The sequence below is a fragment of the Inquilinus sp. 2KB_23 genome (assembly GCF_052115705.1).
Classification (GTDB): Bacteria; Pseudomonadota; Alphaproteobacteria; order DSM-16000; family Inquilinaceae; genus Inquilinus; species Inquilinus ginsengisoli_A.
The window spans coordinates 476,972-500,047 of the sequence record NZ_JBFRHF010000001.1 but is presented as its reverse complement, the minus strand read 5'-3'; the positions used below and the strand labels follow the sequence as shown (position 1 = coordinate 500,047).

The 23,076-nt window shown below is 69.2% G+C and carries 23 protein-coding genes; 7 read left to right on the top strand and 16 right to left on the bottom strand.

The features are described from left to right. Window positions 1–88: 88 nt before the first annotated feature. From AB4112_RS02205 to nthA, 4 genes are all read right to left on the bottom strand, one after another. Window positions 89–475, bottom strand: a complete 387-nt coding sequence (locus tag AB4112_RS02205; RefSeq protein WP_441716891.1) for a RidA family protein — start codon at window positions 473–475, stop codon at window positions 89–91. A gap of 113 nt (window positions 476–588) precedes the next feature. Next, window positions 589–969: a nitrile hydratase accessory protein gene (locus tag AB4112_RS02200; protein WP_441716889.1), complete on the bottom strand. Its 381-nt coding sequence runs from the start codon at window positions 967–969 to the stop codon at window positions 589–591. Continuing rightward, on the bottom strand, window positions 956–1,615 hold the full coding sequence (gene nthB / locus AB4112_RS02195; RefSeq protein WP_441716888.1) for a nitrile hydratase subunit beta: 660 nt from the start codon (window positions 1,613–1,615) through the stop codon (window positions 956–958). The genes AB4112_RS02200 and nthB overlap by 14 nt, the downstream gene beginning before the upstream one ends. Further along, on the bottom strand, window positions 1,612–2,247 hold the full coding sequence (gene nthA / locus AB4112_RS02190; protein WP_441716886.1) for a nitrile hydratase subunit alpha: 636 nt from the start codon (window positions 2,245–2,247) through the stop codon (window positions 1,612–1,614). Before nthA ends, nthB begins: the two co-directional genes overlap by 4 nt. Window positions 2,248–2,392: 145 nt before the next feature. Here nthA and fumC point away from each other — a divergent pair, with 145 nt between their 5' ends. Continuing rightward, window positions 2,393–3,796: a class II fumarate hydratase gene (gene fumC, locus AB4112_RS02185; RefSeq protein ID WP_441716884.1), complete on the top strand. Its 1,404-nt coding sequence runs from the start codon at window positions 2,393–2,395 to the stop codon at window positions 3,794–3,796. A 158-nt stretch (window positions 3,797–3,954) separates the two neighbouring features. After that, a complete protein-coding gene (locus AB4112_RS02180; RefSeq protein ID WP_441716882.1) occupies window positions 3,955–4,179 on the top strand; it encodes a ribbon-helix-helix domain-containing protein in 225 nt (74 codons plus the stop codon). 55 nt (window positions 4,180–4,234) lie between these two features. Here the strand turns inward: AB4112_RS02180 and AB4112_RS02175 are convergent, their stop codons facing one another. The 11 genes from AB4112_RS02175 to AB4112_RS02125 form a co-directional block, all read right to left on the bottom strand. Further along, window positions 4,235–4,546, bottom strand: a complete 312-nt coding sequence (locus tag AB4112_RS02175) for a hypothetical protein (protein ID WP_441716880.1) — start codon at window positions 4,544–4,546, stop codon at window positions 4,235–4,237. A gap of 136 nt (window positions 4,547–4,682) precedes the next feature. Beyond that, window positions 4,683–6,512 carry an extracellular solute-binding protein gene (locus tag AB4112_RS02170; RefSeq protein WP_441716878.1) on the bottom strand — a complete coding sequence of 610 codons (1,830 nt, stop codon included), beginning with the start codon at window positions 6,510–6,512 and terminating at the stop codon, window positions 4,683–4,685. 210 nt (window positions 6,513–6,722) lie between these two features. Then, window positions 6,723–9,203, bottom strand: coding sequence for a glycogen/starch/alpha-glucan phosphorylase (locus tag AB4112_RS02165; RefSeq protein WP_309800559.1), 2,481 nt, complete (start codon window positions 9,201–9,203; stop codon window positions 6,723–6,725). A 139-nt stretch (window positions 9,204–9,342) separates the two neighbouring features. Then, complete coding sequence (locus AB4112_RS02160) at window positions 9,343–10,479, bottom strand: branched-chain amino acid ABC transporter substrate-binding protein (RefSeq protein ID WP_309800557.1); 1,137 nt, start codon at window positions 10,477–10,479, stop codon at window positions 9,343–9,345. A gap of 80 nt (window positions 10,480–10,559) precedes the next feature. Beyond that, entirely contained in the window at window positions 10,560–10,913 is a 354-nt protein-coding gene (locus AB4112_RS02155) for a DUF6867 family protein (protein ID WP_309800555.1), read from the bottom strand. Window positions 10,914–10,923: 10 nt separating this feature from the next. Then, window positions 10,924–11,634 carry an ABC transporter ATP-binding protein gene (locus AB4112_RS02150; protein ID WP_441716915.1) on the bottom strand — a complete coding sequence of 237 codons (711 nt, stop codon included), beginning with the start codon at window positions 11,632–11,634 and terminating at the stop codon, window positions 10,924–10,926. Next, complete coding sequence (locus AB4112_RS02145; RefSeq protein ID WP_309800553.1) at window positions 11,634–12,503, bottom strand: ABC transporter ATP-binding protein; 870 nt, start codon at window positions 12,501–12,503, stop codon at window positions 11,634–11,636. The genes AB4112_RS02150 and AB4112_RS02145 overlap by 1 nt, the downstream gene beginning before the upstream one ends. Then, window positions 12,500–14,041: a high-affinity branched-chain amino acid ABC transporter permease LivM gene (gene livM, locus AB4112_RS02140; protein ID WP_309800551.1), complete on the bottom strand. Its 1,542-nt coding sequence runs from the start codon at window positions 14,039–14,041 to the stop codon at window positions 12,500–12,502. The genes AB4112_RS02145 and livM overlap by 4 nt, the downstream gene beginning before the upstream one ends. Window positions 14,042–14,045: 4 nt before the next feature. Then, entirely contained in the window at window positions 14,046–14,966 is a 921-nt protein-coding gene (locus AB4112_RS02135) for an ABC transporter permease subunit (protein WP_309800548.1), read from the bottom strand. Window positions 14,967–15,180: 214 nt separating this feature from the next. Further along, window positions 15,181–16,044: a fructosamine kinase family protein gene (locus AB4112_RS02130; protein ID WP_309800546.1), complete on the bottom strand. Its 864-nt coding sequence runs from the start codon at window positions 16,042–16,044 to the stop codon at window positions 15,181–15,183. Next, window positions 16,037–16,828 (bottom strand): GntR family transcriptional regulator, encoded by a 792-nt coding sequence (locus AB4112_RS02125; RefSeq protein WP_441716874.1) that lies wholly within the window; start codon window positions 16,826–16,828, stop codon window positions 16,037–16,039. The genes AB4112_RS02130 and AB4112_RS02125 overlap by 8 nt, the downstream gene beginning before the upstream one ends. Window positions 16,829–16,954: 126 nt before the next feature. On the opposite strand from AB4112_RS02125, the gene AB4112_RS02120 reads away from it, so the two are divergent. The 5 genes from AB4112_RS02120 to AB4112_RS02100 all read left to right on the top strand — a co-directional run bounded on the left by AB4112_RS02120 (window position 16,955) and on the right by AB4112_RS02100 (window position 22,593). Further along, on the top strand, window positions 16,955–18,340 hold the full coding sequence (locus tag AB4112_RS02120; protein ID WP_309800542.1) for a family 4 glycosyl hydrolase: 1,386 nt from the start codon (window positions 16,955–16,957) through the stop codon (window positions 18,338–18,340). Next, window positions 18,337–19,272 carry a carbohydrate kinase family protein gene (locus AB4112_RS02115; protein WP_441716872.1) on the top strand — a complete coding sequence of 312 codons (936 nt, stop codon included), beginning with the start codon at window positions 18,337–18,339 and terminating at the stop codon, window positions 19,270–19,272. The genes AB4112_RS02120 and AB4112_RS02115 overlap by 4 nt, the downstream gene beginning before the upstream one ends. A 67-nt stretch (window positions 19,273–19,339) precedes the next feature. Beyond that, complete coding sequence (locus AB4112_RS02110) at window positions 19,340–20,602, top strand: ABC transporter substrate-binding protein (protein ID WP_309800538.1); 1,263 nt, start codon at window positions 19,340–19,342, stop codon at window positions 20,600–20,602. A 240-nt stretch (window positions 20,603–20,842) separates the two neighbouring features. Next, on the top strand, window positions 20,843–21,733 hold the full coding sequence (locus AB4112_RS02105) for a carbohydrate ABC transporter permease (protein WP_441716870.1): 891 nt from the start codon (window positions 20,843–20,845) through the stop codon (window positions 21,731–21,733). Beyond that, window positions 21,730–22,593, top strand: coding sequence for a carbohydrate ABC transporter permease (locus tag AB4112_RS02100; RefSeq protein ID WP_309800534.1), 864 nt, complete (start codon window positions 21,730–21,732; stop codon window positions 22,591–22,593). Before AB4112_RS02105 ends, AB4112_RS02100 begins: the two co-directional genes overlap by 4 nt. Here AB4112_RS02100 and AB4112_RS02095 read toward each other — a convergent pair. Further along, window positions 22,590–23,054, bottom strand: coding sequence for a low molecular weight protein-tyrosine-phosphatase (locus tag AB4112_RS02095; protein WP_309800533.1), 465 nt, complete (start codon window positions 23,052–23,054; stop codon window positions 22,590–22,592). The genes AB4112_RS02100 and AB4112_RS02095 overlap by 4 nt on opposite strands. Between the last annotated feature and the right edge of the window lie 22 nt (window positions 23,055–23,076).

Genomic DNA, 23,076 nt, shown 5'->3' with positions numbered 1-23,076 from the left:
GGTTGGGTTCGCATCGCGAACCCAACAATGGCTCCGGCGGCGCGGTGTTGGGTTCGCGATGCGAACCCAACCTACGGCCTCGCCGTTCCTACTTGGCCGCCACCGCCTGGATCTCCACCAGCAGGCTGGGCACGACGAGGCCGGCGACGATCACCAGGGTCGAGGCGGTGGCGTGCCCGGCCAGCCGGCGTTCGCGCACGCTGCGGTACAGCGGCAGCAGGTCGGGCCGGATGATGAAGCCGTCGACCTTGACCAGGTCGGTGACCGCCATGTCGGCATCGGCCAGCACCGCCAGCAGGTTGTCCCAGGCCAGCTCCATCTGCCGTTCCGGATCCTCCGGCACGGTGCCGTCGGGGGTGGCGCCGACCTGGCCGGAGATGTGCAGCCAGCGCGCGCCGGCCGGGGCCGAGGCGCCATGGCTGTAGCGCGAGAACGGCGCGGCGACGCCGGCCGGGTTGTGCAGCGTGATCGTCATGGGTCTTCCCCTTCGGTCTAGAATCGTAGGTTGGGTTCGCGATTGCGAACCCAACACCGGTCCCGGCCTCGACATGTTGGGTTCGCAAAGCGAACCCAACCTACGCGGCGACATCAGGACAACGGATCGTTCTCCAGCAGGATCGGCGCGCCATGCGGCGTGGCCCGCGCCGCCCGGTCCCAGGCCGCCTTGCGGTGCCGCAGAGTGTCGCTGTCGGCGGCGCCCTTCGCCACCACCAGATGCTCCAGCGCGGCCAGCCAGTGCTCGTAGTAGCGGCTGCCGTCATCGGGGTCGCCGGCGGCCTGGGCGCGGGCGATTTCCGCCCCCAGCGCCGCCGCCCATTCGTCCCAGGTGAAGACGCCGCGGTCGCGCAGCGCCACCGCCATGGCGAAGGCCTGGGCCTGCCAGGGTTCGGCGAAGACCGGGCCGTCGCGGTCGCGCGGCAGCGGCGCCGTGCCGGCCAGCGCGGCGGTCACCGAGTCATGCCGGGTCAAGATAGCCCTCCCAGGCGTCGATCGAGACCTCCAGCGTCGGGTCGGCGCCCTCGCCCCACAGCTCCGGCCCAGTGAAGCGCACGGTGTAGAGCCATTGCGGATCCTCGTCCGTGCCATGGGCCCGGGCGTCGGGCAGCACGAACACGCCATGCACGCGGTCGACCACCCCGGCCTTGCCGCGGGCATAGCGCGGCAGCCTGGTGTGGCCGGTGGGGTGAAGGTTGCGGGTGCGGACGGCCTGGCCCAGGGCGAAGCGGGCCGGCGCCGCCTGCGGCCGCTGATAGTTGGTGCCGCGCGCCAGCACGCCCGCCACCTGGTCCGCCTGCAGCGCCGGCGGCACCGGCAATGCGGGGTCGATGGCATGCCCGGCCGCCAGCTCCGCCGCCGTCACCAAGCCATCGGCCAGCAGCAGCTTCTCCAGCCCCTTCAGCCAGATCTGGTAGTAGCTGGAGGATAGGTAGTCGACCGGGTGCAGGGTCTCCCGCGCATGCCGGCTGGCGTCGATCGACCAGCGCCGCAGCGCGCCGACGGCGAGGTTCATGGCCAGGACGCGCTTTTCCCAATCGGCGTGGAAGCGGACATGCTCCGGCTCCGGCACCACCGGGCCGAAGCCCATCATGCCGCCGAGATCCTGGCCGCCATTCATGGCTGCATCCCCGGTTCACGCGCGATCCCGGCGCCGATCATGCTGTCGCGGCTGACCAAATCGGCCAGCGCCGCCTCGTCCCAGCCTTCGGTGCCGGCGGGGCGCATCGGGATCACGAGGTAGCGGGTCTCGGCGGTCGAATCCCACACCCGGATCCGGGTCTCGGCCGGCAGGGTCACGCCGAAATCGGCCAGCACGCCGCGCGGGTCGATCACGGCGCGCGAGCGGTAGGGCGCCGATTTGTACCAGACCGGCGGCAGGCCCAGCACCGGCCAGGGGTAGCAGGAGCACAAAGTGCAGACGATCAGGTTGTGGGTGTCGGGCGTGTTCTCGACCGCGATCATGTGTTCGCCGCCGCGGCCGCTGAAGCCGAACTCGGCGACCGCGGCGGTGGCGTCGGCCCGCAGCCGGTCGCGATAGGCCGGGTCGGCCCAGGCCTTGGCCACCACGCGGGCGCCGTTGCGCGGCCCGATCCGGGTCTCGTAGGTCTCGACCAGGACGTCGAGCGCCGCCGGGTCGACATAGCCCTTCTCGACCAGCACCGATTCCAGCGCCCGGACCCGCAGCGCGGTGTCGGACAGCTCGCTGCCCTCGTGGTCGTGGTCGTGATCATGATCGTGGTGGTCGGACATGGGCCTCGCTCCGCTGCATCGGATCCCGCATCGGAGCCTAGCGCCGCTGGCCGACGGCGACCAGCCGCCGGGCGCTACCGTCCCATGCGCTTTCGTGCTAGCAAACCCGCCGAACCGACACCCTGATGGAAACCGGAGCCGTCCGATGGCCGCCGAAACCGCCTTCCGCAAAGAGACCGACAGCCTGGGCGCCGTCGACGTCCCGACCGACCGCTACTGGGGCGCGCAGACCCAGCGCAGCCTGCAGAACTTCAAGATCGGCGGCGAGCGCATGCCGGCCCCGCTGGTGCGGGCCCTGGGCATCCAGAAGAAGGCCTCGGCCCAGGCCAACATGGCGCTGGGCGAGTTGGACCCGGCGATCGGCAACGCCATCGTCGCCGCGGCGGAAGAGGTGATCGACGGCACCCTGGCCGACCATTTCCCGCTGGTGGTGTGGCAGACCGGGTCGGGCACCCAGACCAACATGAACGCCAACGAGGTGATCTCGAACCGCGCCATCGAGATCCTGGGCGGCGAGATCGGGTCGAAGAAGCCGGTGCACCCGAACGACCACGTCAACCGCGGCCAGTCCTCGAACGACAGCTTCCCGACGGTGATGCACATCGCCGCGGTCGAGCAGATCGGCCATGAGCTGCTGCCGAGCCTGGAGCACCTGCACGGCGCCCTGGCCGCCAAGGCGTCGGAGTTCAAGGACCTGGTCAAGATCGGCCGCACCCATCTGCAGGATGCCACGCCGCTGACCCTGGGCCAGGAGTTCTCCGGCTATGCCCGCCAGATCGAGCTGGGCATTTCCCGGGTGAAGGGCTGCCTGCCGCATCTGCTGGACCTCGCCCAGGGCGGCACCGCCGTCGGCACCGGGCTGAACGCCAAGGAGGGCTTCGCCGAGGCCTTCGCCGCCCATGCCGCCAGCATCACCGGCTTCCCGTTCAAGACCGCGCCGAACAAGTTCGAGGCGCTGGCCGCGCATGACGCCTGCGTCGAGGCCTCGGGCGTGATGAACACCCTGGCGACGTCGCTGATGAAGATCGCCAACGACATCCGCCTGCTCGGCTCCGGCCCGCGCTGCGGCATCGGCGAGATCCACCTGCCGGAGAACGAGCCCGGCTCGTCGATCATGCCGGGCAAGGTCAACCCGACCCAGTCCGAGGCGATGACCATGGTCTGCGCCCAGGTGATGGGCAACAACGTCACCGTCACCTTTGCCGGCGCCACCGGCCATTTCGAGCTGAACGTGTTCAAGCCGGTGATCATCTACAACCTGCTGCAGTCGATCCGCCTGCTGGCCGACGCCTGCCGCAGCTTCACCGACAACTGCGTCGTCGGCATCGAGGCCCGCACCGACCGGATCGAGCAGCTGCTGCATGAATCGCTGATGCTGGTGACCGCGCTGAACCCGCATATCGGCTACGACAACGCCGCCAAGGTGGCGAAAAAGGCGCATGCCGAGAACACCACGCTGAAGCAGGCGGCGATCTCGCTCGGCCTGCTGACCGCCGAGCAGTTCGACGAGTGGGTGCGGCCGGAGACCATGGTCGGCCCCAACGCCTGAGAGCCCGTATGGAAATGCTACTGCTGTGGCCGTCTGACGGCGGGCTCGAGGCTTCCGGTGCTCACGGACCCAAACGTCCGCTGCGCGCCGGTTCTCGAAACCACCGCCAGCCGACTCACATCAGCGCATTTCCAAACGGGCTCTGACGGGGCGGGCCGGTGGCGAGCGGCGTCCGCAAGCGGTCGGTCAACATCGCCGGCCACGCCACCAGCGTGTCGCTGGAGCCCGGGTTCTGGGACGCCCTCGGCCGCCTGGCCGCCCGGCGGGGCCTGCCGGTCAACCGGCTGGTCGAGGCGATCGACGCGGCGCGCGACCCGGACGGCAACCTGTCCAGCGCGCTGCGGACCGCCGTCCTGGAGGCGGCGCTGGCGCGCGAGATCTGACATGAAAAAGCCCCGGCCGCACGGCCGGGGCTTTTCATTCAGGGAGTCGCGGAGATCAGCCGCCGCACTGGGCGGTGTAGGCCTGGTCGCCGGTCGAGACCTGCTGGTCGAGCTGCTTCAGCTGGTCGTCCGTCAGCTTCAGGTCGGCCTGGCAGCCCTTGTAGATGTCGGTCAGCTTCTTGGTCTCGGCCATGACTTCCTTCATCGACGAGCACTGCTCGTCCTTCGAGGCCGTCGTCTTGCCCTGAAGGGCCTGGCTCAGGGTCATGACCTTCTGCGCCTGGGCCTGGGCGTCATCGGTGCAGGCGGCAAAAGCGGGCGATGCCAGCAGCGAGGCCACGGCGGCGGCGAGGAAAATACGCTTCACGGAATGCTCCTTGGGCTTTTTCGGACGATCCCGCATCGGCGAGCACCGGCTGCAGGAGCTTGGGAAACCCATAGTTGCGGACTGGGTTCCCAGCAATTGCCATTAATTGCACGGGGTCCGCCGCGGCCGCGAGCCCCTACTTCGCGTTCGACCACCAGGATTCGAGCACGGTGCCGTAGGTCGGGTTTACGGTGGTGACGCGGCCAAGGTCGCCCCAATAGGCGATGTAGTCGCGGTCGAGATAGTAGAGCGGCACCACGTAATTGCCCCACAGCAGCACGCGGTCGAGCGCGTGCACCGCGGTCTGCAGGTCCTCCTGGCTGTCCGCGCTGGTGACCGCCTTGATCATGGCGTCGACCACCGGGCTCTTCACCCCGGGATAGTTGCGCGTGCCCGGCACGTCGGCCGAGCCGCTGCCCCAGTAGCCCGACTGCTCCACCCCGGGGGACAGGGTGGTGATCCAGGTGTTGAGGATCATGTCGAAATCATAGGTGCCGACGCGGTTGGCGTATTGCGCGCTCTCGACCAGGCGGATCGACGCCGGGATGCCGAGGCGGCGCAGCTGGTCGGCATAGGCCAGGGCGACGCGCTGGTAGCTCTTGTTCTGCAGCAGGATCTCGAAGCGGAACGGCGCGCCGCCGGCATCGACCAGCGCATTGTCCTTGATGGTCCAGCCGGCCTCGGCCAGCAGCGCCTGGGCGGCGCGCAGATTCTCGCGGTTGCGACCGCTGCCGTCGCTGACCGGCAGGGTGTAGGCCTCGCTGAACAGCTGCGGCGGCAGCTGGGCGCGGAACGGCTCCAGCAGCTTCGCCTCCGCCCCCTTCGGCGTGTCGGTGGCCGCCAGCGCCGAATTGGCGAAGAAGCTGTCGTCGCGCTTGTACTGGCCGCCCAGCAGGGTCTTGTTCACCCAGTCGAAGTCGAAGGCCAGGACCAGCGCCCGCCGCACCCGCGGATCCGCGAAGATCGGCCGGCGGGTGTTCATGGCGAAGCCCATCATGCCGACCGACCGGTATTGCGGCAGGGTCAGCAGCGTCACCCGCCCGTCCTGGACCGCCGGGAAGTCGTAGTTGCCGTCGGTCCACTTCTCGGCATTGGCCTCGCGCCGCCAGTTGTAGGCCCCGGCCTTGAACGCCTCCAGCGCGGTGTCGGCGTCGAGGTAGAAGTCGAAGCGCATGCGGTCGAAATTGTAGAGGCCCTTCATCGCCGGCAGGTTTTCGCCCCACCAGTCCTTCACCCGGTTCAGGGTGATGCTGCGCCCGGCATCGACCGTGCCGATGGTGTAGGGCCCGGCGCCGAGCGGCGGGTCGAGGCTGGGCTGGTCGAACGCATGGGCCGTGTACCAGGCCTTGCTGAGGATCGGCTGAAGGGCGACAACCAGCGGGTCCTCGCGCGCGATGCCCGGCTTGAAGCGGAAGCGCACGGTGCGGTCGTCGACCCGGTCGATCCCCGCCATCTCCTCGTAGAGGCTGCGGGTGTTGGGCCGGCCCTTGGTGCCCTGGGTCTGCCAGCTGAAGATCACGTCGTCGGCGGTCAGCGGCGTGCCGTCATGGAACACCGCCTTGGGGTTGAGGTGGAAGGTGACCGTGAGCCGGTCGTCCGACACCTCCACCCGGTCCGCGACATAGGGGTAGAGGGTGAAGGGCTCGTCCCAGCCGCGCGTCATCAGGCTGGCGAAGTTGTAGGGCGGCACGATCAGCCGGACCTGGTCGGTCTGGCCGCCGATGATGAAGGCGTTCAGCGTGTCGAAGCTGCCGACCACCGCCTGGCGCAGCTCCCCACCCTTGGGCGCATCGGGGTTGGCATAGGCGAAATGGGTGAAATCCGCCGGGTATTTCGGATCGCCATGCGCGGCCAGGCCCGGGCCCTGCGCCGGCGCCCCGGCCTGCGCCCGGGCGGTCGCCGGCAGGAAACCGGCCAGCAGGAGGGCGGCGACGGCGAGGCGGAGCAGGGGTCGGGCAGCGCGCATGCGGACGGATCCATGGCCGGATTCGGGGACGGCCGCAGTCTCAGCGCCCGACGCCCACCACGCAAGGGCGATATCCCCAGCCGTCATTGCGAGGAGGCGAAGCCGACGAAGCAATCCATCGGCCTGCACAAGCTGCCCGATGGATTGCTTCGCTACGCTCGCAATGACGAGGTTGGGAATTCTGAAAAAGTCCCATCAGTAACGCGTCGCCTACTCCGCGGCGCGGGCCAGTGGCGGCCAGACGCCCCAGATCTCCTCGGCATAGTCGCGCACGGTGCGGTCGGAGGAGAACCAGCCGACCTGGGCGGTGTTGAGGATGGCCATGCGGGTCCAGCCGGCGCGGTCGCGGTAGATGGTGGCGGCGCGGGCCTGGGCCTCCCAATAGGCGGCGAAGTCGGCCGCCACCAGGAACCAGTCGCTGTGCCGCAGCGCGTCGGTGATCGGCCGGAACCGGCCGGGATCGTCCGGGGAGAAGGTGCCGTCCTCGATCGCCGCCACGGCGCGGGCCAGGCGGGGATCGGCCGCGATCACCGCCGAGGGGTCGTAGCCTTGGGTCCGCTTCGCCGCCACCTCGGCCGCGGTCATGCCGAAGATCAGGATGTTGTCGGCACCGACGCGTTCGGCGATCTCGACATTGGCTCCGTCCAGCGTGCCGATGGTGACCGCGCCGTTCAGCGCAAACTTCATGTTGCCGGTGCCCGACGCCTCCATCCCGGCGGTCGAGATCTGCTCCGACAGGTCGGCGGCGGGGATGATGCGTTCGGCCAGGGTGACGTTGTAGTTCGGCAGGAACACCATCTTCAGCTGGTCGCGGATGGTACGGTCGTTGTTGACCACCCGGCTGACGTCGTTGGCCAGCTTGATGATCAGCTTGGCCATGGCGTAGCCCGGGGCGGCCTTGCCGGCGAAGATCTTGACCCGCGGCGTCCAGGTGGCGTCGGGGTCGTCGCCCATCTCCTGCCACAGCGCCACCGCGTGCAGGATGTTCAGCAGCTGGCGCTTGTACTCGTGGATGCGCTTGACCTGGACGTCGAACAGCGCGTCGCCCGACACCCGGACATCGGCGATCTCGGCGATGTGGTGGGCCAGCAGCGCCTTGTTGCGGCGCTTCACCGCCCAGAACGCCTCGCGGAAGGCGGTGTCCTCGGTCTTGCCGCGCAGCGCCGACAGCCGCTCGAGGTCGTCCTCCCAGCCGGTGCCGATCATGTTGTGGATCAGCTGGGCCAGGTTCGGGTTGGCCTGCACCAGCCAGCGCCGCGGGGTGATGCCGTTGGTCTTGTTGGTGATGCGGCCGGGGAATTCCTCGTTGAGGTCGCGGAACACCGTCTCGCGCATCAGCTGGGTGTGCAGCGCCGAGACGCCGTTGACCCGATGGCTGCCGAGGAAGGCCAGCGGCCCCATCCGCACCCGCCGGTCCCAGCCCTCCTGGATCAGCGACAGGCTGCCCAGCCGGCTCGGGTCCTTGGCGATCACGCGCGAGGATTTCAGGAAGCGGTCATTGATCTCGTAGATGATCTGCAGGTGCCGCGGCAGCACGCGTTCCAGCAGCGCGACCGGCCAGGTCTCCAGCGCCTCGGGCATCAGCGTGTGGTTGGTGTAGCTGATGCAGCCGGTGGTGATCTTCCACGCCCGGTCCCAGTCCAGCCGGTGCCGGTCGATCAGCAGGCGCATCAGCTCCGGCACCGCGATCGCCGGATGGGTGTCGTTCAGCTGCATCGCCGCCTTTTCGGGCAGGTCGTCATAGCCGTCATGGTGCATGCGATGGCGGCGCAGCACGTCCTGCAGCGAGGCCGAGGTGAAGAAGTATTCCTGCTTGAGCCGCAGCTCCTGCCCCGCCGGGGTGTTGTCGTTGGGGTACAGCACGCGCGACAGGATCTCGGACAGGATCTTGTCCTCGACCGACTTCATGTAGTCGCCGGAGTTGAACTTGACGAGGTCGAACTCGCGCACCGGCTTGGCCGACCACAGCCGCAGCGTGTTGACCGTGGCGCCGCCCCAGCCGACCACCGGCGTGTCGTAGGCCACGGCCAGCACCCGCTGGCTGCCCTGCCAGCGCGCCGTCGGCTTGCCGTCGGGCCCCGGCTCGCCGGGTTCGACCTTGCCGTAGAAATCGATGGGGTAGGCGATCTCCGGCCGCTCGAACTCCCAGGGGTTGCCGAATTTCAGCCAGTCCTCGGGGTATTCGACCTGCCAGCCGCGGTCGAACTGCTGCTCGAACAGCCCGTATTCGTAGCGGATGCCGTAGCCGGTACCGGCGATGCCCAGCGTTGCCATGCTGTCGAGGAAGCAGGCGGCGAGGCGGCCGAGACCGCCATTGCCCAGGGCTGCGTCAGGCTCGACCTCCAGCACCGCGCCGAGGTCGACGCCGAAATCCGACAGCGCGTCGCGGCAGGTCTCGTACAGGCCGAGATTGGTCAGCGCATTGGCCATCAGCCGGCCGATCAGGAATTCCAGGCTGAGGTAGTAGACCCGCTTGCCGTCGGTCGCCTCTTCCTGGTGCTGCGATTCCATCCAACGGTCGACCAGGCGGTCGCGTACGGCCAGGGCGGTGGCGGCGAACCAGTCGTGGCGGGTGGCGCGGTGGATCTCGCGGCCCACGGCGTAGACCAGCCACTCCAGAATGTCGCGCTTCAGTGACTCCCGGTCGAGCCCACGGGGCTCGATGGCGATCGGAGAGGCGGGCGGCTGCATCGGCTGGCCTCTTTGCTGCACTGCGATATCTCAAATCCGTTACAGCACGGAACGGCGCGCCGATCAATCATATGACATAGAAACGGCCCGGCGGATCGCTCCGCCGGGCCGCAGAAGGGCGGAAAACTCGACTTAAGTCTTACTTCGCGCCGATCTTGGCCAGTTCGCCCGGGGTGGCTTCGGCGTATTTGCCGCTGTTCCAGATGTAGAACACGTAGTCGGTCTTGACGCGGTCGCCCTTGGCGTCGAAGGCCAGCTCGCCCAGCACGGTCTTGTACGCGGTGCCGTCATGCAGGGCCTGGGCGACCTTCGGCCCCTCGAAGCTCTTCGCCTTGGTCGCGGCCTCGGCCCAGGCCTGGACCGCGGCGTAGCTGTACAGGGTGTAGCCCTCGGGCTCGTAGTTGTCGGCCTTGAACTTGGCGACCACGTCCTTGGCCGCCGGGGAGGTGCGCTGGTCGGCGCCGAAGGTCATCAGCACGCCCTTGCCGGCGTCACCGGTGATGCCCCAGAACTCCTGGGTGACGATGCCGTCACCCGAGATGAACTGGGCGTTCATCCCCTGCTCGCGCGCCTGGCGCAGGATCAGGCCGGCCTCGTTGTGCAGGCCGCCGAAATAGATCACATCGATGTTCGCCTGCTTCATCTTCGACACCACGGCCGAGAAGTCGCGCTCGCCGACGGTGATGCCCTCGTACAGCTTCTCGGTCAGGCCGGCCTTGTTCATCGCCGCCTTGGTGGCGTCGGCCAGGCCCTTGCCGTAGGTGGTCTGGTCCTGGAGGATCGCGACGTTGCGGCCCTTGTACTTGTCGGCGATGAAGGCGCCGGCGACGTCGCCCTGCTGGTCGTCGCGGCCGCAGGTGCGGAAGGTGGTCTTCTGCCCCTGTTCGGTCAGCTGCGGGTTGGTCGAGGCCGGGGTGATCTGGACCACGCCTTCCTCGGCATAGATCGCCGAGGCCGGGATCGAGACCGACGAGTTGAAGTGGCCGATCACGGCCACGACGCCCTCGCCCACCAGCTCGTTCGCCGCGGCCACGCCCTGGCGCGGGTCGGAGGCATCGTCGCCATAGACCACGGTGATCTTCTGGCCGTTGACGCCGCCGGCGTCGTTCAGCGCCTTCACCGCCGCATCGGTGCCGCGCTTCATCTGTTCGCCGAAGGACGCGTTCGGCCCGGTCAGCGGCGCGCCGAGGCCGATCTTCACATCGGCCAGGGCCGGAGTCGTCGCCAGAGCGGCCAGGGCCGCGCCGACCAGGAGGACTCGGTTCAATCTCGTCATCAGATCGCTCTCCCAGTTCTTCGCCCGGCGGGACGCTCCCGCCGGACCTTGCTTTCCACCGGCCCCGAGGGACCGGCGTCTTACCGTGTGGCCGACGGCCGGTCGCGCCAGCCGAACAGCCCGGCACGCTCGTAGAGCCACGGATACTGCCGGACCATCTTCGCCGCCCGGGTCATCCGGAAGGCGACCGTCGCGCACACCCCGATCCACACAAGATCGATGATGAAGCCGGTCGGCGACAAGAGCGTTCCGCCGAACAGGGCGTAGTGCAGGAACCGGGTGGCGCAGGCGATCAGGATCACGAAGGGGATGACCTTGCGCCCCTTTGCCCAGCCCTGGGCCTGGCCCTGGCCGGTCAGGAACCCGGCCCCGCCGCCGAGGATCAGGCTGACGAAGATGAAGTCGCCGATGGAGCTGCCGAGGATCTGTTCCATGGCGATCTCCTCAATGCCCGCCTTCGAGATAGGCGGCCCGGACTTCCGGGTTGGCCAGCAGGTCCCGGCCGGTGCCGCTCATCGTCACCCGGCCGTTGACCATGACGTAGCCGCGATGCGCCAGCCGCAGCGCGTGGAAGGCGTTCTGCTCGACCAGGAAGACGGTCATGCCCTTCTCCCGGTTGATGGCGCGGATCGCTTCGAAGATCTGCTTCACCACCATCGGCGCCAGGCCGAGCGACGGCTCGTCCAGCAGCAGCAGCCGCGGCTGGCTCATCAGCGCCCGGCCGATCGCCAGCATCTGCTGCTCGCCGCCCGACAGCGTGCCGCCGCGCTGGGCCTGCCGCTCCTTCAGCCGCGGGAACAGGGTGAAGATCTGCTCCAGGTCGCGGTCGAAGGTGGCGGGATCGGCGGTGAGGCCGCCCATCCTGAGGTTCTCCATCACCGTCATGCGCGGGAAGATCCGCCGCCCTTCCGGCGAGATGGCGACGCCGCGGCGCACGATCTCGAAGGTCGGCAGCCGGGTGATCTCCCGCCCGTCGAACAGCACCGCCCCCTGTCGCGCCTGCGGATTGCCGCAGATCGTCATCAGGAGGGTCGACTTGCCGGCGCCGTTGGCCCCGATCAGGGTGACGATCTCGCCTTCCTTGACCTCGACGTCGACGCCGCGCAGCGCCTCGATGGCGCCGTAGAAGGTGTGCACGCCCTGCAGCGACAGCATCATCGCCGCACCTCCCCGGTGGCGGCGGCCCCGGTCACGGCAGCCACATCGGCGGCGATCTCCGGCGGCAGGTCTTCCTCCTCCGGCTCGCCGAGATAGGCGCGGATCACCGTCTCGTCGCTGCGGATCTGGTCCGGCGTGCCGTCGGCGATCTTCTTGCCGTGGTCGAGCACCACGATGTGGTCGGAAATCTGCATGACGACGCTCATGTCGTGCTCGATCAGCAGCACGCTGGTGTTGTGCTCGTCGCGGATGGCGCGCAGGAGGCCGTTCAGCTCCTGCGATTCCCGCGGGTTGAGGCCGGCGGCCGGTTCGTCCAGGCACAGGATCACCGGGTCGATGCACATCGCCCGCGCTATCTCCAGCCGGCGCTGGCCGCCATAGGGCAGGCTGCCGGCGGAATCGTCGGCCTGGGCGGTCAGGCCGAGCTTGTCGAGCCAGAACTTCGCCTTGTCCACCGCCTCGCGCTCCGCCCGCCGGAAGCCCGGCAGGCCGAACAGCCCGGCGAAGGAGAAGGCCGAGGCCTTCATCAGCCGGTTGTGCTGGGCCACCATCAGGTTCTCCAGCACGCTCATGCCGGCGAACAGCCGGATGTTCTGGAAGGTGCGGGCGACCCGCGCCTCCTTGGCGATGCGGTAGCCGGGGATCTGCTCGAGCAGGAACTCGCGGCCGTCCTCGGCGCGCAGGGTCATCCGCCCGGCGGTCGGCTTGTAGAAGCCGGTGATGCAGTTAAACAGCGTGGTCTTGCCGGCGCCGTTCGGCCCGATCACCGCGGTGATGTCGCCGGCGCGGATGTCGAAGGACACGTTGTCGATGGCGACCAGGCCGCCGAAGCGCATCGAGATGCGCTCGATGGTCAGAAGGGTCATGACGAGGCTCCCTTCTTGCGGTTCAGCAGGATGGTCGGGTCGCGATGGGCCAGCAGGCCGCGCGGCCGCCACACCATGATGCCGACCATGCACAGGCCGAACACCAGCATGCGGTACAGGTCGAGGCCGCGGAACGCCTCGGGCAGGCCGATGATCAGGCAGGCGGCGACGACGATGCCGAGCTGGCTGCCCATGCCGCCGAGCACGACGATGGCCAGGATGATGGCGGATTCGATGAAGGAGAAGCTCTCCGGGCTGATGAAGCCCTGGTAGGTCGCGAAGAAGCTGCCGGCGAAGCCGCCGCACATCGCCGAGGTGGCGAAGGCCGCCAGCTTCAGGTTGGTGCGGTTGATGCCGAGCGACTGGCAGGCGATGTCGTCCTCGCGGATCGCCTCCCACGCCCGGCCCAGCGGCAGGCGCCGCAGCCGGGTGCTGATGAAGTTGACCAGGAGCGCCAGGGCCAGGATCAGCAGGTACAGGAAGACGATCCGGTGGGTTGGGCTGTACTCGAGGCCGAACAGCTGGTGGAAGGCGGTCTGGCCCTCCGGCGGGCTGCGGTCGAAGGGGAAGCCGAAGAAGCTGGGCCGCGGGATGTTGTTGATCCCGTTCGGCCCGCCGGTCACCGGCGCCCAGTTGATCAGGATGATGCGGATGATCTCGCCGAAGCCCAGCGTGACGATCGCGAAATAGTCGCCGCGCAGCCGCAGCACGGGATAGCCGAGGATCAGGCCGAAGCAGGCGGCGAACACCCCGGCCAGCGGCAGGCAGATCCAGAAGCTGAGGCCGAAGGTGGTCGACAGCAGGGCGTAGGAATAGGCGCCGACGGCGTAGAAGGCGACATAGCCGAGGTCGAGCAGCCCGGCGAGGCCGACGATGATGTTCAGCCCCCAGCCCAGCATGATGTAGATCAGCACGATGGTGGCGACGCCGAGTGTCGCGCGGGTGGCGAGGTCGGTGAACGGGAAGACCACCGCCAGCAGCACCAGGATGGGGCCGACGAAGACGGTGGCGCGCTGCACCTTCGCCCCGATCTTGTCCATCGCCCGGTCGCGTTCCTGCCGCGACAGGCTGGAGCGGTGGCGCCGCTGCACCAGCAGCGCCTGCAGCGCCAGCCACATCGAGCCGAGCGTGCCGATCACCAGCAGCGGGATGGAGTGGAAGTCCAGCACCGGCAGCGGCGGCAGGTCGAGCGGCACCTGCACCCCGAACAGGGTGAAGCCGGAGCGCAGCAGCTCGTAGATCACCGGCAGCGGGAACACCACCAGGAACAGCAGGCTGAGCCACAGCACCGGCCGGGCGATGCCTTCGCGGTTCAGGATGATGCCGATGCGGCCGACGAAGACCAGCGCCACGGCGATGGCCACGGCGGTGAAGTCGGTCTCGAAGCCGAGCGACCCGCTCTGCTCCACGGTGCGGATGCCGATCAGGGGGGCGGTCAGCACCAGGGCGATCAGGGCGGTGACCCCCGCCTCCTTCGCCATGGCGACGAGGTCGAGGCCGCGGGGGGCGGCCGCCTCGGCCTGGACAAGCGTGGCCATGATGTCAGACCTTCTCGATGTCGGGGCGGCCGAGCAGGCCGGACGGTCGGAAGATCAGCACCAGCACCAGGATGGTGAAGGCGGCGACATCCTTGTATTCCGACGAGAAGTAGCCCGACCAGAAGGCCTCGATCAGGCCGATCAGGATGCCGCCGAGCATCGCGCCCGGCAGCGACCCGATGCCGCCCAGCACCGCGGCGGTGAAGGCTTTGATGCCGGCGAGGAAGCCGATGTAGAAGTCGATCACGCCGTAGTACAGCGTCACCATCACGCCGGCCACGGCGGCCAGCGCCGCGCCGATGACGAAGGTGGTCGAGATGGTGCGGCCGACATCGACCCCGATCAGCGCCGCCATGGTGCGGTCCTGGGCGCAGGCGCGCTGCTGCCGGCCGAGCGAGGTGCGGTTGATCACCCAGGTCAGGCCCAGCATCAGCACCAGGGTCAGGACGACGATGATGATCTGGAGATAGGACAAGCTGACGTCGAAGCCGCCGCCGGAGGTCAGCTGGAACCCGCCCGGGATCTGTGGCGGCACCGGCTTGCGCCGCGCGCCCTGCAGCAGCTGGACGTAGTTCTGAAGGAAGATCGACATGCCGATCGCCGAGATCAGCGGCGCCAGCCGGGTCGAGCCGCGCAGCGGCCGGTAGGCCAGCCGCTCGATCGTCCAGCCATAGGCCGCCGTGACCACCACCGAGATGATCAGCACGATCGCCAGGGCCAGGGCCACCGACACGCCGGGCACGCCGAAGGCGCCCAGCACGACGAAGCCGATCACCGCGATGAATGCGCCGATCATATAGATCTCGCCATGGGCGAAATTGATCATGCCGATGATGCCGTACACCATCGTATAGCCGATCGCGATCAGACCGTAGATCGCGCCCAGCGTCAGCCCATTGATGAGCTGCTGCAGGAAATATTCCATGCTCGCGCCGATTTGCCTCCACAGACCATCCCGCGACGGTCAACAGACCACCCGGGGATGGTCGACCTCATCTGTTCGCTTCGCCGTTTAGACCGAGGGCGTTTCTCTGTTCAAGCTCCGCGTCACACGCCGGATTGGCGCGACTATGGAGAAGAAAATGCACCGTTACAATCTCAATGAATCGTAAGACGTTTCGGGGGGTTAGCGGCCGCGATCAGGCGCCGTAGCGGTCGAGAATCCGGCGGATCGGCTCGGCATAGGCCGGGTCCCAGTACCGGACATGGACCAGCAAGGGATACAGCAAATAGATCGGCCGGCGGCCGTCCCAGAAGCCGGGATCCAGCGGCGCGGCCTCGTCATAGCGGCGGAAGAAGGCCTCGTCGAAGGTGCCGAACAGGGTCGGGTAGGCCAGCTCCATCTCCGGATGGCCGCAGGAGATGGCGGGGTCGATGACAGCGGCGATTCGGCCGTCGCGGTGCAGCAGGTTGCCGGTCCAGATGTCGCCATGCAGCAAAGCGGGATGGCGCGGTTCGGACAGCAGATCCTCCAGCCGGCCGGCCAGGATTTCCAGGCGGCGCAGCAGCTCGGCATCGACCGTGCCCTCGGCGTGGCCGGCGCGGGCCATGTGCAGCAGGCGGTGGTCGCGGAAGAACGGCACCCAGCGGTCGCCGGGCGGGTTCGGCTGGGGCAGCCTGCCGATCGAGGTGTCCCTGGCATAGCCGAAGGTCGGCCACGGCACGGCGTGCAGCGCCGCCAGCAGCTCGGCGGCGTGCAGCTGCGCCGCATGGGGCGGCGGCCCGGGCTCGTGGTCGACATGCTCGAGCAGCAGCAGGTCCTCGGCCGCATGCAGCACCGCCGGCAGCGGCAGGGCGGAGTGCTGTGCCAGCTCGCCCAGCATCCAGGCCTCGAGGGCCAGCGCCCCCTGCCCCGCCTTGGCGACGATGCGGCCGCCATCGGCGAGATCGACCCGCAGCACCGCGACGGTCGACCCGCCGGGCAGCGGCTCGGCCGCCGCCGGCCGCACCCCGAGCGCCGCCTCGATCCGGTCGGCGAGGCCGGGATCGAGGCCGTCAGCCACCCGCCGCATCCTTCTGGCCGCGCTGGTCGAGGCTGAGGGGATAGCGCAGCGGGTGGTGGCTGGAGAAGGTCATGTTCACCGGCCTTCCCTGCGGGTCATAGGCGATCTGCTCGACCGTCAGCACCGCCGCCGGCGGCGCCAGCTCCAGCAGCCGCGCCTCCTCCTCATTGGCCAGGCGGGCGCTCAGCGTGGTGCGGCCGCTGTCCGGGCGCAGCCGGTAGCGGTCGCGGATCTCGGCGTAGAGCGAGCGGTTGCCGGTCGACCAGTCGAGGTCGAGTATCCCCGGCACCAACCCGGCGGCGAACCAGTCCTGGGTCAGCACCATCGGCTGGCCGTCGAGGCAGCGCAGCCGCTTCAGCATCACCACATCGGCGCCGACCGGCAGGAACAGCGGCCGCGCGATCTCCGCCGGCGCCGGGCAGACCCGGCCGTCGATCAGCCGGCTGGCCGGCACCCGTCCATGCGCCTCGGCGATGGCGGTGAAGCTGCGCAGCAGGTGCAGCTCATAGGCCTCCTCGCGCCGCGCCACGAAGAAGCCGCGGCCGGGATGGCTGTGCAGCCAGCCTTCCGCCACCAGCTCGCGCACCGCCTGGCGCACGGTGATGCGGCTGACGCCGTATTGCTTCTCCAGCTCGCGCTCCGACGCCAGCTTGGCATCGGTGCCGAGCTCGCCGCGGTCGATCTGCTCGCGGATCCGCTGCTTGATCTGGCGGTACAGCGGCTGCGGGTCGTCGCGCCGCACCCCGGCGGTGATCGGATCGTCGTTCATGGCATCATGCGGCACGGAATCTCCGGCGCGGCGAGGGCGAATCCATGACTGCTGCATACACGCAAATCCGGCGTCCGGCCACCGTTGACATGACTGGTTATAACCAGTCATGTCAACGGTGGCCGGTTCCCGGGAGGCCCCATGAAACTGACCCTGGTCGGCGGCGGCGGAGTCCGCGCCCCCCTGTTCATCGAATCGGCGCTGCGCCGGGCGGAATGGAGCAACCTGACCGAGCTGTGCCTGCTCGACATCGACGGGCCGCGGCTGGAGCTGTTCGGCGGCCTGGGCACGCTGATCGCCCGGCAGATGAAGTCGCCGGTGAAGATCACCACCAGCCTGGATCCCGAGCGGGCGCTGGACGGCGCCGCCTATGTCGTGACCACGGTCCGGCCGGGGCTGGAGGAAGGCCGCATCAAGGACGAGCGCATCGCCCTGGCGCATGGCGTGCTGGGGCAGGAGACCACAGGGCCGGGCGGCTTCGCCATGGCGCTGCGCAGCATCCCGACCATCCTGGGCTATGCCGACCTGCTGAAGCGGGTCAGCCCCGATGCCTGGCTGTTCAACTTCACCAACCCGGCCGGCCTGGTCACCCAGGCCCTGCGCGACGCCGGCCACGACCGCAGCATCGGCATCTGCGACGGCGCCAACGCCGCCCAGTCGGCGGTGGCGCGCTGGTACGGCGTGCCGGAGAAGGCGGTCCGCACCGAGGTGTTCGGCCTGAACCACCTGTCCTTCACCCGCCGCGCCGAGATCGGCGGCGAGGACGTGCTGCCGCGCCTCTTGGCCGACGACGCCTTCCTGGCCGCCTCGGCCCAGAAGGTGTTCAGCCCGCGCGTGGTCCGCCGCCATGGGATGTGGATCAACGAGTACCTCTATTACTTCTACTATGCCGAGAAGGCGGTCGACGCGATCCGGTCGGATTCGCGCACCCGCGGCGAGGAGATCCTGGACCTGAACCACGGGCTGATCGACCAGCTGACCGCCCTGGACTGGCGCCGCAACCCGGACCTGGCGCTGCGCGCCTACCACGCCTACGCCCACCGCCGCAACGCCACCTACATGCACTACGCCCAGGACGGGGCGCCGAGCATGGAGGAGGCCGACCGCGCTTTGGCGGCCGATGCCGCCGTGCCCAAGGGCGACGAGGGCGAGGGCTATGCCGGGGTCGCGCTGGACCTGGTCGATGCGCTGGAGACCGGCAAGCCGCTGTACAGCGGGCTGAACGTGCCGAACCGGGGCGCGATCGAGGGGCTGCGCGACGAGGATGTGGTCGAGGTCAGCTGCGTGGTCGACCGCGACGGGGTGCGGCCGCTGCCGATCGGCCCGATGCCGGAGGCGCAGGCCCAGCTGGTGCACGCCATCAAGCGCTATGAGCGGCTGGCGGTGCAGGCGATCCGCGACCGCGACCGCGACCTGGCGGTGGAGGCCCTGGTGGCGCACCCGCTGGTGCTGTCCTATTCCCGGGCCGAGGCGCTGGTCGACGAATACCTGACCGCCCACGCGCCTTACGTCGGCAACTGGCAATGACCGGCGGCCCCCATGCCGAGGGCTGCGACGTCGTCGTGGTCGGCGAATACTACTGGGACCTGATCTTCACCGGGCTGCCGGAGGTGCCGCGGCTGGGCGCCGACCTGTTCGCCCGCGGCTTCGGCATGCTGCCCGGCGCCAGCTTCACCACCGCCATGGCGCTGCACCGGCTGGGGCTGAGGACGGTGTGGGCGGCCGATTTCGGCACCGACCTGTTCAGCCGCCTGGCGCTGGAGGCGGCGCAGGCGGAGGGGCTGGACGACCGGCTGTTCCGGCGCCTCGACCACCCGCTGGAGCGGGTCAGCGCGTCCTTCTCCTTCGCCCATGACCGCGGCTTCGTCAGCTACGCCGTGCGCGACGACCTGCCGCCGGCGCCGGAGGTGCTGGACGCCGTGGCGCCGCGCGCGCTGCTGCTGCAGAGCTTCCGGCTGGAGCCGGAGCTGCTGGCCCTGGCCCGGGCGGCGCGGCAGCGGGGGATCCTGGTCTGCCTCGACTGCCAGCATGTGGCGCACCGCATCGACACGCCTGGCGTGGCTGAGCTGTTCCGCGAGGTCGACGTCTTCCTGCCCAATGAATCCGAGGCCATCGGCTTCACCGGCGAGGCCACGGCCGAGGCGGCGTTGGAGCGGCTGGCGACGATGGTGCCGACCGTGCTGGTCAAGCGCGGCGCCGCCGGGGCAATCGGCCTCAGCCGCGGCCGGCGCTGCAGCGTGGCGGCGCCCGCGGTCGCGGTGGTCGACACGACAGGCGCCGGCGACAGCTTCAACGCCGGATTCCTCTACGGCCGGCTGCGCGGCTGCGACTTCCGCGACAGCGTCGCCCTGGCCGTGGCCTGCGGCACGCTGGCCACCACCGGCCATGGCGGCAGCACGCTGCCGGACGAGGACGGGCTGCTGGCGATGGTTCGACACGAGGCCGCGGCCTMCAGCTGACGCGGCGGGACCAACCCGCCCGGACCGACGGAAGAGAACGCAAACAGGGGCTTGAACGGAGGGACCCGTGAAGATTGCAACCCTATCCCTGGCCGCCATGCTGGCCGGCTTCGCCGCGACCGGCGCCCAGGCCGCGACGGTGAAGCTGTTCTGCGGCGCCACCGACTACGATCTGTGCAGCAGCGCCGCCGAAGCCTGGGCGAAGCAGTCCGGCAACGCCGTCTCGATCAACAAGATGCCGGCGTCCTGGGACGACGCGGTGCCGCTGTACCAGCAGATGCTGGCGGCGCAGTCGACCGATGTCGACGTGCTGGTGATCGACGTGATCTGGATGGGCATGCTGAAGAACCACCTGCTCGACCTCGGCACCCTGGTGCCGAAGGAGGAGGTGGCCGCGCATTTCCCGACCACGATCGACGCCGCGACCATCGACGGCCACCTGCTGGCACTGCCCTGGTACATGGACACCGGGCTGATGTTCTACCGCAAGGACCTGCTGGAGAAGTATGGCAAGACGGCGCCCAAGACCTGGGCCGAGCTGACCGAGACGGCCAAGGCGGTGCAGGATGGCGAGCGCAAGGCCGGCGATGCCGACATGTGGGGCTTCGTCTGGCAGGGCAAATCCTATGAGGGGCTGACCTGCGACGCCATCGAATGGGTGGCCAGCGCCGGCGGCGGCACCGTGATCGACGACAAGGGCGCGGTCACCATCGACAACCCCAAGGCGGCCGCGGCGCTGGCCCTGGCCCATGGCTGGATCGACACCATCAGCCCGCAGGGCGTGCTGGGCTATGACGAGGAAAGCTCCCGCGCCGTGTTCGAGAGCGGCAAGGCCGTGTTCCTGCGCAACTGGCCCTATGTCTGGGGCACCTCGCAGGCCGCGGGCGGCGCCCTGGTCGGCAAGGTCGGGGTGGCGGCGCTGCCGGTCGGCGCGGCGGGGGAGAAGTCGAGCGGCTGCCTGGGTCCGGCCTATCTCGGCGTGTCGAAATATTCCGAGAACAAGGAGGCGGCGGTCAGCCTGATCCGCTACATGACCGGCGCCGCCGACCAGAAGCGCCGGGCGATCCAGGGCGCCTACAACCCGACGGTGGCGGCGCTGTACGACGACCCCGAGGTGCTGGCCAAGCTGCCCTTCCTGAAGGACACCCAGGCCGCCTTCGCCGACAGCATCGCCCGCCCCTCCTCCGCCACCGGCGCCAGCTACAACCGGGTGTCGCAAGCCTTCTCGAAGTCGGTGCATGCGGTGCTGACCGGCGACGAGAAGCCCGAAGCCGCCGTGGCCGAGCTGGCCCAGCAGCTGGAGCAGCTGAAGAAGCGGGCGAAGTGGTGATGGCTCGCCAGGGATAGCGCCGGTGCTGCTCGCCCAACCGCTCCCTTCCTTGTCCCCCCTCCCCTTGCGGGAGGGGGCTAGGGGGAGGGGGTTGCCGAGGCAGGGCTCCGCATCCATGCATCCCAAGCCTTGGGGAAACGGCGACGCTATGGCCGGGACCGGCGGCCCTTGCGGCGCGACCCCCCTCCCCCTACCCCCCTCCCGCAGGGGGAGGGGGGACTCAATCATGGGGCCCACCCCATGACCGGCCGCATCGCCCGATCGCACCGACGGGCCGCGTGGCTGTTCCTGGCGCCGACCCTGGCGGCGCTGGCGCTGGTGGCGCTGTGGCCGCTGCTGCGCACCCTGTTCTTCTCCACCACCGACGCCACACTCGACGACCCCGCCAATTACGGCTTCGTCTGGCTCGACAACTTCATCGACGTCGCCCAGGACCCGCAATGGTGGCGGGCGGTCGAGAACACCCTGGTCTTCACCATCGCCTCGGTGGCGCTGGAGACGGTGCTGGGCCTCGCCATCGCCCTGCTGCTGAACCAGGCGATCCCCGGCCGCGGGGTGCTGCGCGCCGCCATCCTGGTGCCGTGGTCGATCCCGGTGGTGGTTTCGGCCAAGATCTGGGAATGGCTGCTGCACGACCAGTTCGGCATCATCAACCGGCTGCTGATCGACCTGCATTTGATCGACAAGGGCGTGGCCTGGACCGCCGACCCGGCGCTGGCGCTGGGCGTCGTCATCTTCGTCGACGTCTGGATCACCACGCCGTTCATGGTGCTGCTGATCCTGGCCGGACTGCAGCTGATTCCGGCCGAGATCCACGAGGCGGCGCGGGTCGACGGCATCTCGGCGTGGAAGCGCCTGACCTCGATCACCCTGCCGATGCTGCGGGTGCCGCTGGGCGTCGCGGTGCTGTTCCGCACCCTCGACGCGCTGCGCATGTTCGACCTCAGCTACGTCCTCGGCGGCAACGGCGACCCGACCATGACCATCTCGATCTACGCCCGCAACCAGCTGGTCAGCTTCCAGGAGCTCGGTTACGGCTCCGCCGCCTCGACCTGGGTGTTCCTGCTGATCGCCCTGATCGCCATCGTCATCATCGGCGCGATCCGGCTGGACCGGACGAGCATGCGATGACCGTCGCGGCCGCCTCCATCCTGGCCCGCTACCGCCGCCGCCGGCTGCTGAAGAGCATCGGCCTCGGCGTCGCCGTGGTGCTGGTGCTGATCTACACCTTGTTCCCCTACTACTGGGCGATCGTGTCCTCGCTGAAGACCGGGGCATCGCTGTTCGAGGCGACGCTGCTGCCGGCCTTCGACCTGATCTACTACAAGGCGCTGCTGCACGACCCGGTGTTCCTGGGGTCGATCGTCAACTCGCTGATCGTCGCCGGATCGACCACCGCGATCTCGCTGCTGCTCGCTCTCGGCGCCGCCTATGCGCTCGGGCGGCTGGACTTCCCGCTGCGGCGGACGGTGCTGCTGGTGATCCTGATGATCTCGATCTTCCCGCAGATCGTGGTGCTGTCGGGGATGTTCGAGCTGGTGCGCTGGTTCGGCCTGTACAACCGGGTGGGGTCGCTGACCTTCGCCTATCTGATCTTCACCCTGCCCTTCACCGTCTGGGTGCTGACCGGCTTCATCCAGGACATCCCGCGCGAGCTGGAGGAGGCGGCGCTGATCGACGGCGCCTCGCACTGGCGGGTGCTGGTCAGCGTGCTGCTGCCGCTGATGGGCCCGGCCCTGGCCTCGACCGGCCTGCTGGCCTTCATCCAGGCCTGGAACGAGTTCCTGTTCGCCCTGACCTTCATCCTGTCGGACGAGAACCGCACGGTGCCGGTGGCGATCGCCACCATCTCCGGCGGCAGCCGCTACGAATACCCGTTCGGCCCGATCATGGCGGCCTCGGTGGTGGTGACCCTGCCGCTGATCGTCCTGGTGCTGGTGTTCCAGCGCAAGATCGTCGCCGGGCTGACGGCGGGGGCGATCAAGGGTTAGCCCAGCCGCCCGTCGCGCAGCGCGGTGAGCAGGCCGTCGCAGCCGGCCTCGATCAGGTCCAGCACATGCTCGAAGCCGGCGCTGTCGCCGTAATAGGGGTCGGGCACGTCCTGGCCCTCCAGCCCCGGCGCGAAATCCAGGAACAGGCCGACCCGGCCGCTGCCGGCGGCGGACAGGCGGCGCATCCGGGCGAGATGGCCGTGATCCATCGCCAGCAGCAGGTCGAAACGGCGGAAATCCGCCCGCTCCAGCTTGCGGGCGCGCAGCGGGCGCAGGTCGTAGCCGCGCGACGCCGCCGCCCGGATCGCCGGGGGATGCGGCGGCTCGCCGGCATGGAAGCCCTGCAGGCCGGCGCCGTCGACCTCATGGTCCAACCCGGCGGCGGCCAGCCTGGCCCGCATCACCGCCTCGGCGGTCGGCGAGCGGCAGATGTTGCCGGTGCAGACGAACAGGATGCGCATGCCGCCTGGATAGTCGGGACCG

What these genes read in the sequence shown, in the direction of transcription:
- AB4112_RS02205 (WP_441716891.1), bottom strand. Translation starts at nt 475, where the DNA reads ATGACGATCACGCTGCACAACCCGGCCGGCGTCGCCGCGCCGTTCTCG.
- nthB (WP_441716888.1), bottom strand. Translation starts at nt 1,615, where the DNA reads ATGAATGGCGGCCAGGATCTCGGCGGCATGATGGGCTTCGGCCCGGTG.
- nthA (WP_441716886.1), bottom strand. Translation starts at nt 2,247, where the DNA reads ATGTCCGACCACCACGATCATGATCACGACCACGACCACGAGGGCAGC.
- fumC (WP_441716884.1), top strand. Translation starts at nt 2,393, where the DNA reads ATGGCCGCCGAAACCGCCTTCCGCAAAGAGACCGACAGCCTGGGCGCC.
- AB4112_RS02170 (WP_441716878.1), bottom strand. Translation starts at nt 6,512, where the DNA reads ATGCGCGCTGCCCGACCCCTGCTCCGCCTCGCCGTCGCCGCCCTCCTG.
- AB4112_RS02165 (WP_309800559.1), bottom strand. Translation starts at nt 9,203, where the DNA reads ATGCAGCCGCCCGCCTCTCCGATCGCCATCGAGCCCCGTGGGCTCGAC.
- AB4112_RS02160 (WP_309800557.1), bottom strand. Translation starts at nt 10,479, where the DNA reads ATGACGAGATTGAACCGAGTCCTCCTGGTCGGCGCGGCCCTGGCCGCT.
- AB4112_RS02155 (WP_309800555.1), bottom strand. Translation starts at nt 10,913, where the DNA reads ATGGAACAGATCCTCGGCAGCTCCATCGGCGACTTCATCTTCGTCAGC.
- AB4112_RS02150 (WP_441716915.1), bottom strand. Translation starts at nt 11,634, where the DNA reads ATGCTGTCGCTGCAGGGCGTGCACACCTTCTACGGCGCCATCGAGGCG.
- AB4112_RS02145 (WP_309800553.1), bottom strand. Translation starts at nt 12,503, where the DNA reads ATGACCCTTCTGACCATCGAGCGCATCTCGATGCGCTTCGGCGGCCTG.
- livM (WP_309800551.1), bottom strand. Translation starts at nt 14,041, where the DNA reads ATGGCCACGCTTGTCCAGGCCGAGGCGGCCGCCCCCCGCGGCCTCGAC.
- AB4112_RS02135 (WP_309800548.1), bottom strand. Translation starts at nt 14,966, where the DNA reads ATGGAATATTTCCTGCAGCAGCTCATCAATGGGCTGACGCTGGGCGCG.
- AB4112_RS02120 (WP_309800542.1), top strand. Translation starts at nt 16,955, where the DNA reads ATGAAACTGACCCTGGTCGGCGGCGGCGGAGTCCGCGCCCCCCTGTTC.
- AB4112_RS02105 (WP_441716870.1), top strand. Translation starts at nt 20,843, where the DNA reads ATGACCGGCCGCATCGCCCGATCGCACCGACGGGCCGCGTGGCTGTTC.
- AB4112_RS02100 (WP_309800534.1), top strand. Translation starts at nt 21,730, where the DNA reads ATGACCGTCGCGGCCGCCTCCATCCTGGCCCGCTACCGCCGCCGCCGG.
- AB4112_RS02095 (WP_309800533.1), bottom strand. Translation starts at nt 23,054, where the DNA reads ATGCGCATCCTGTTCGTCTGCACCGGCAACATCTGCCGCTCGCCGACC.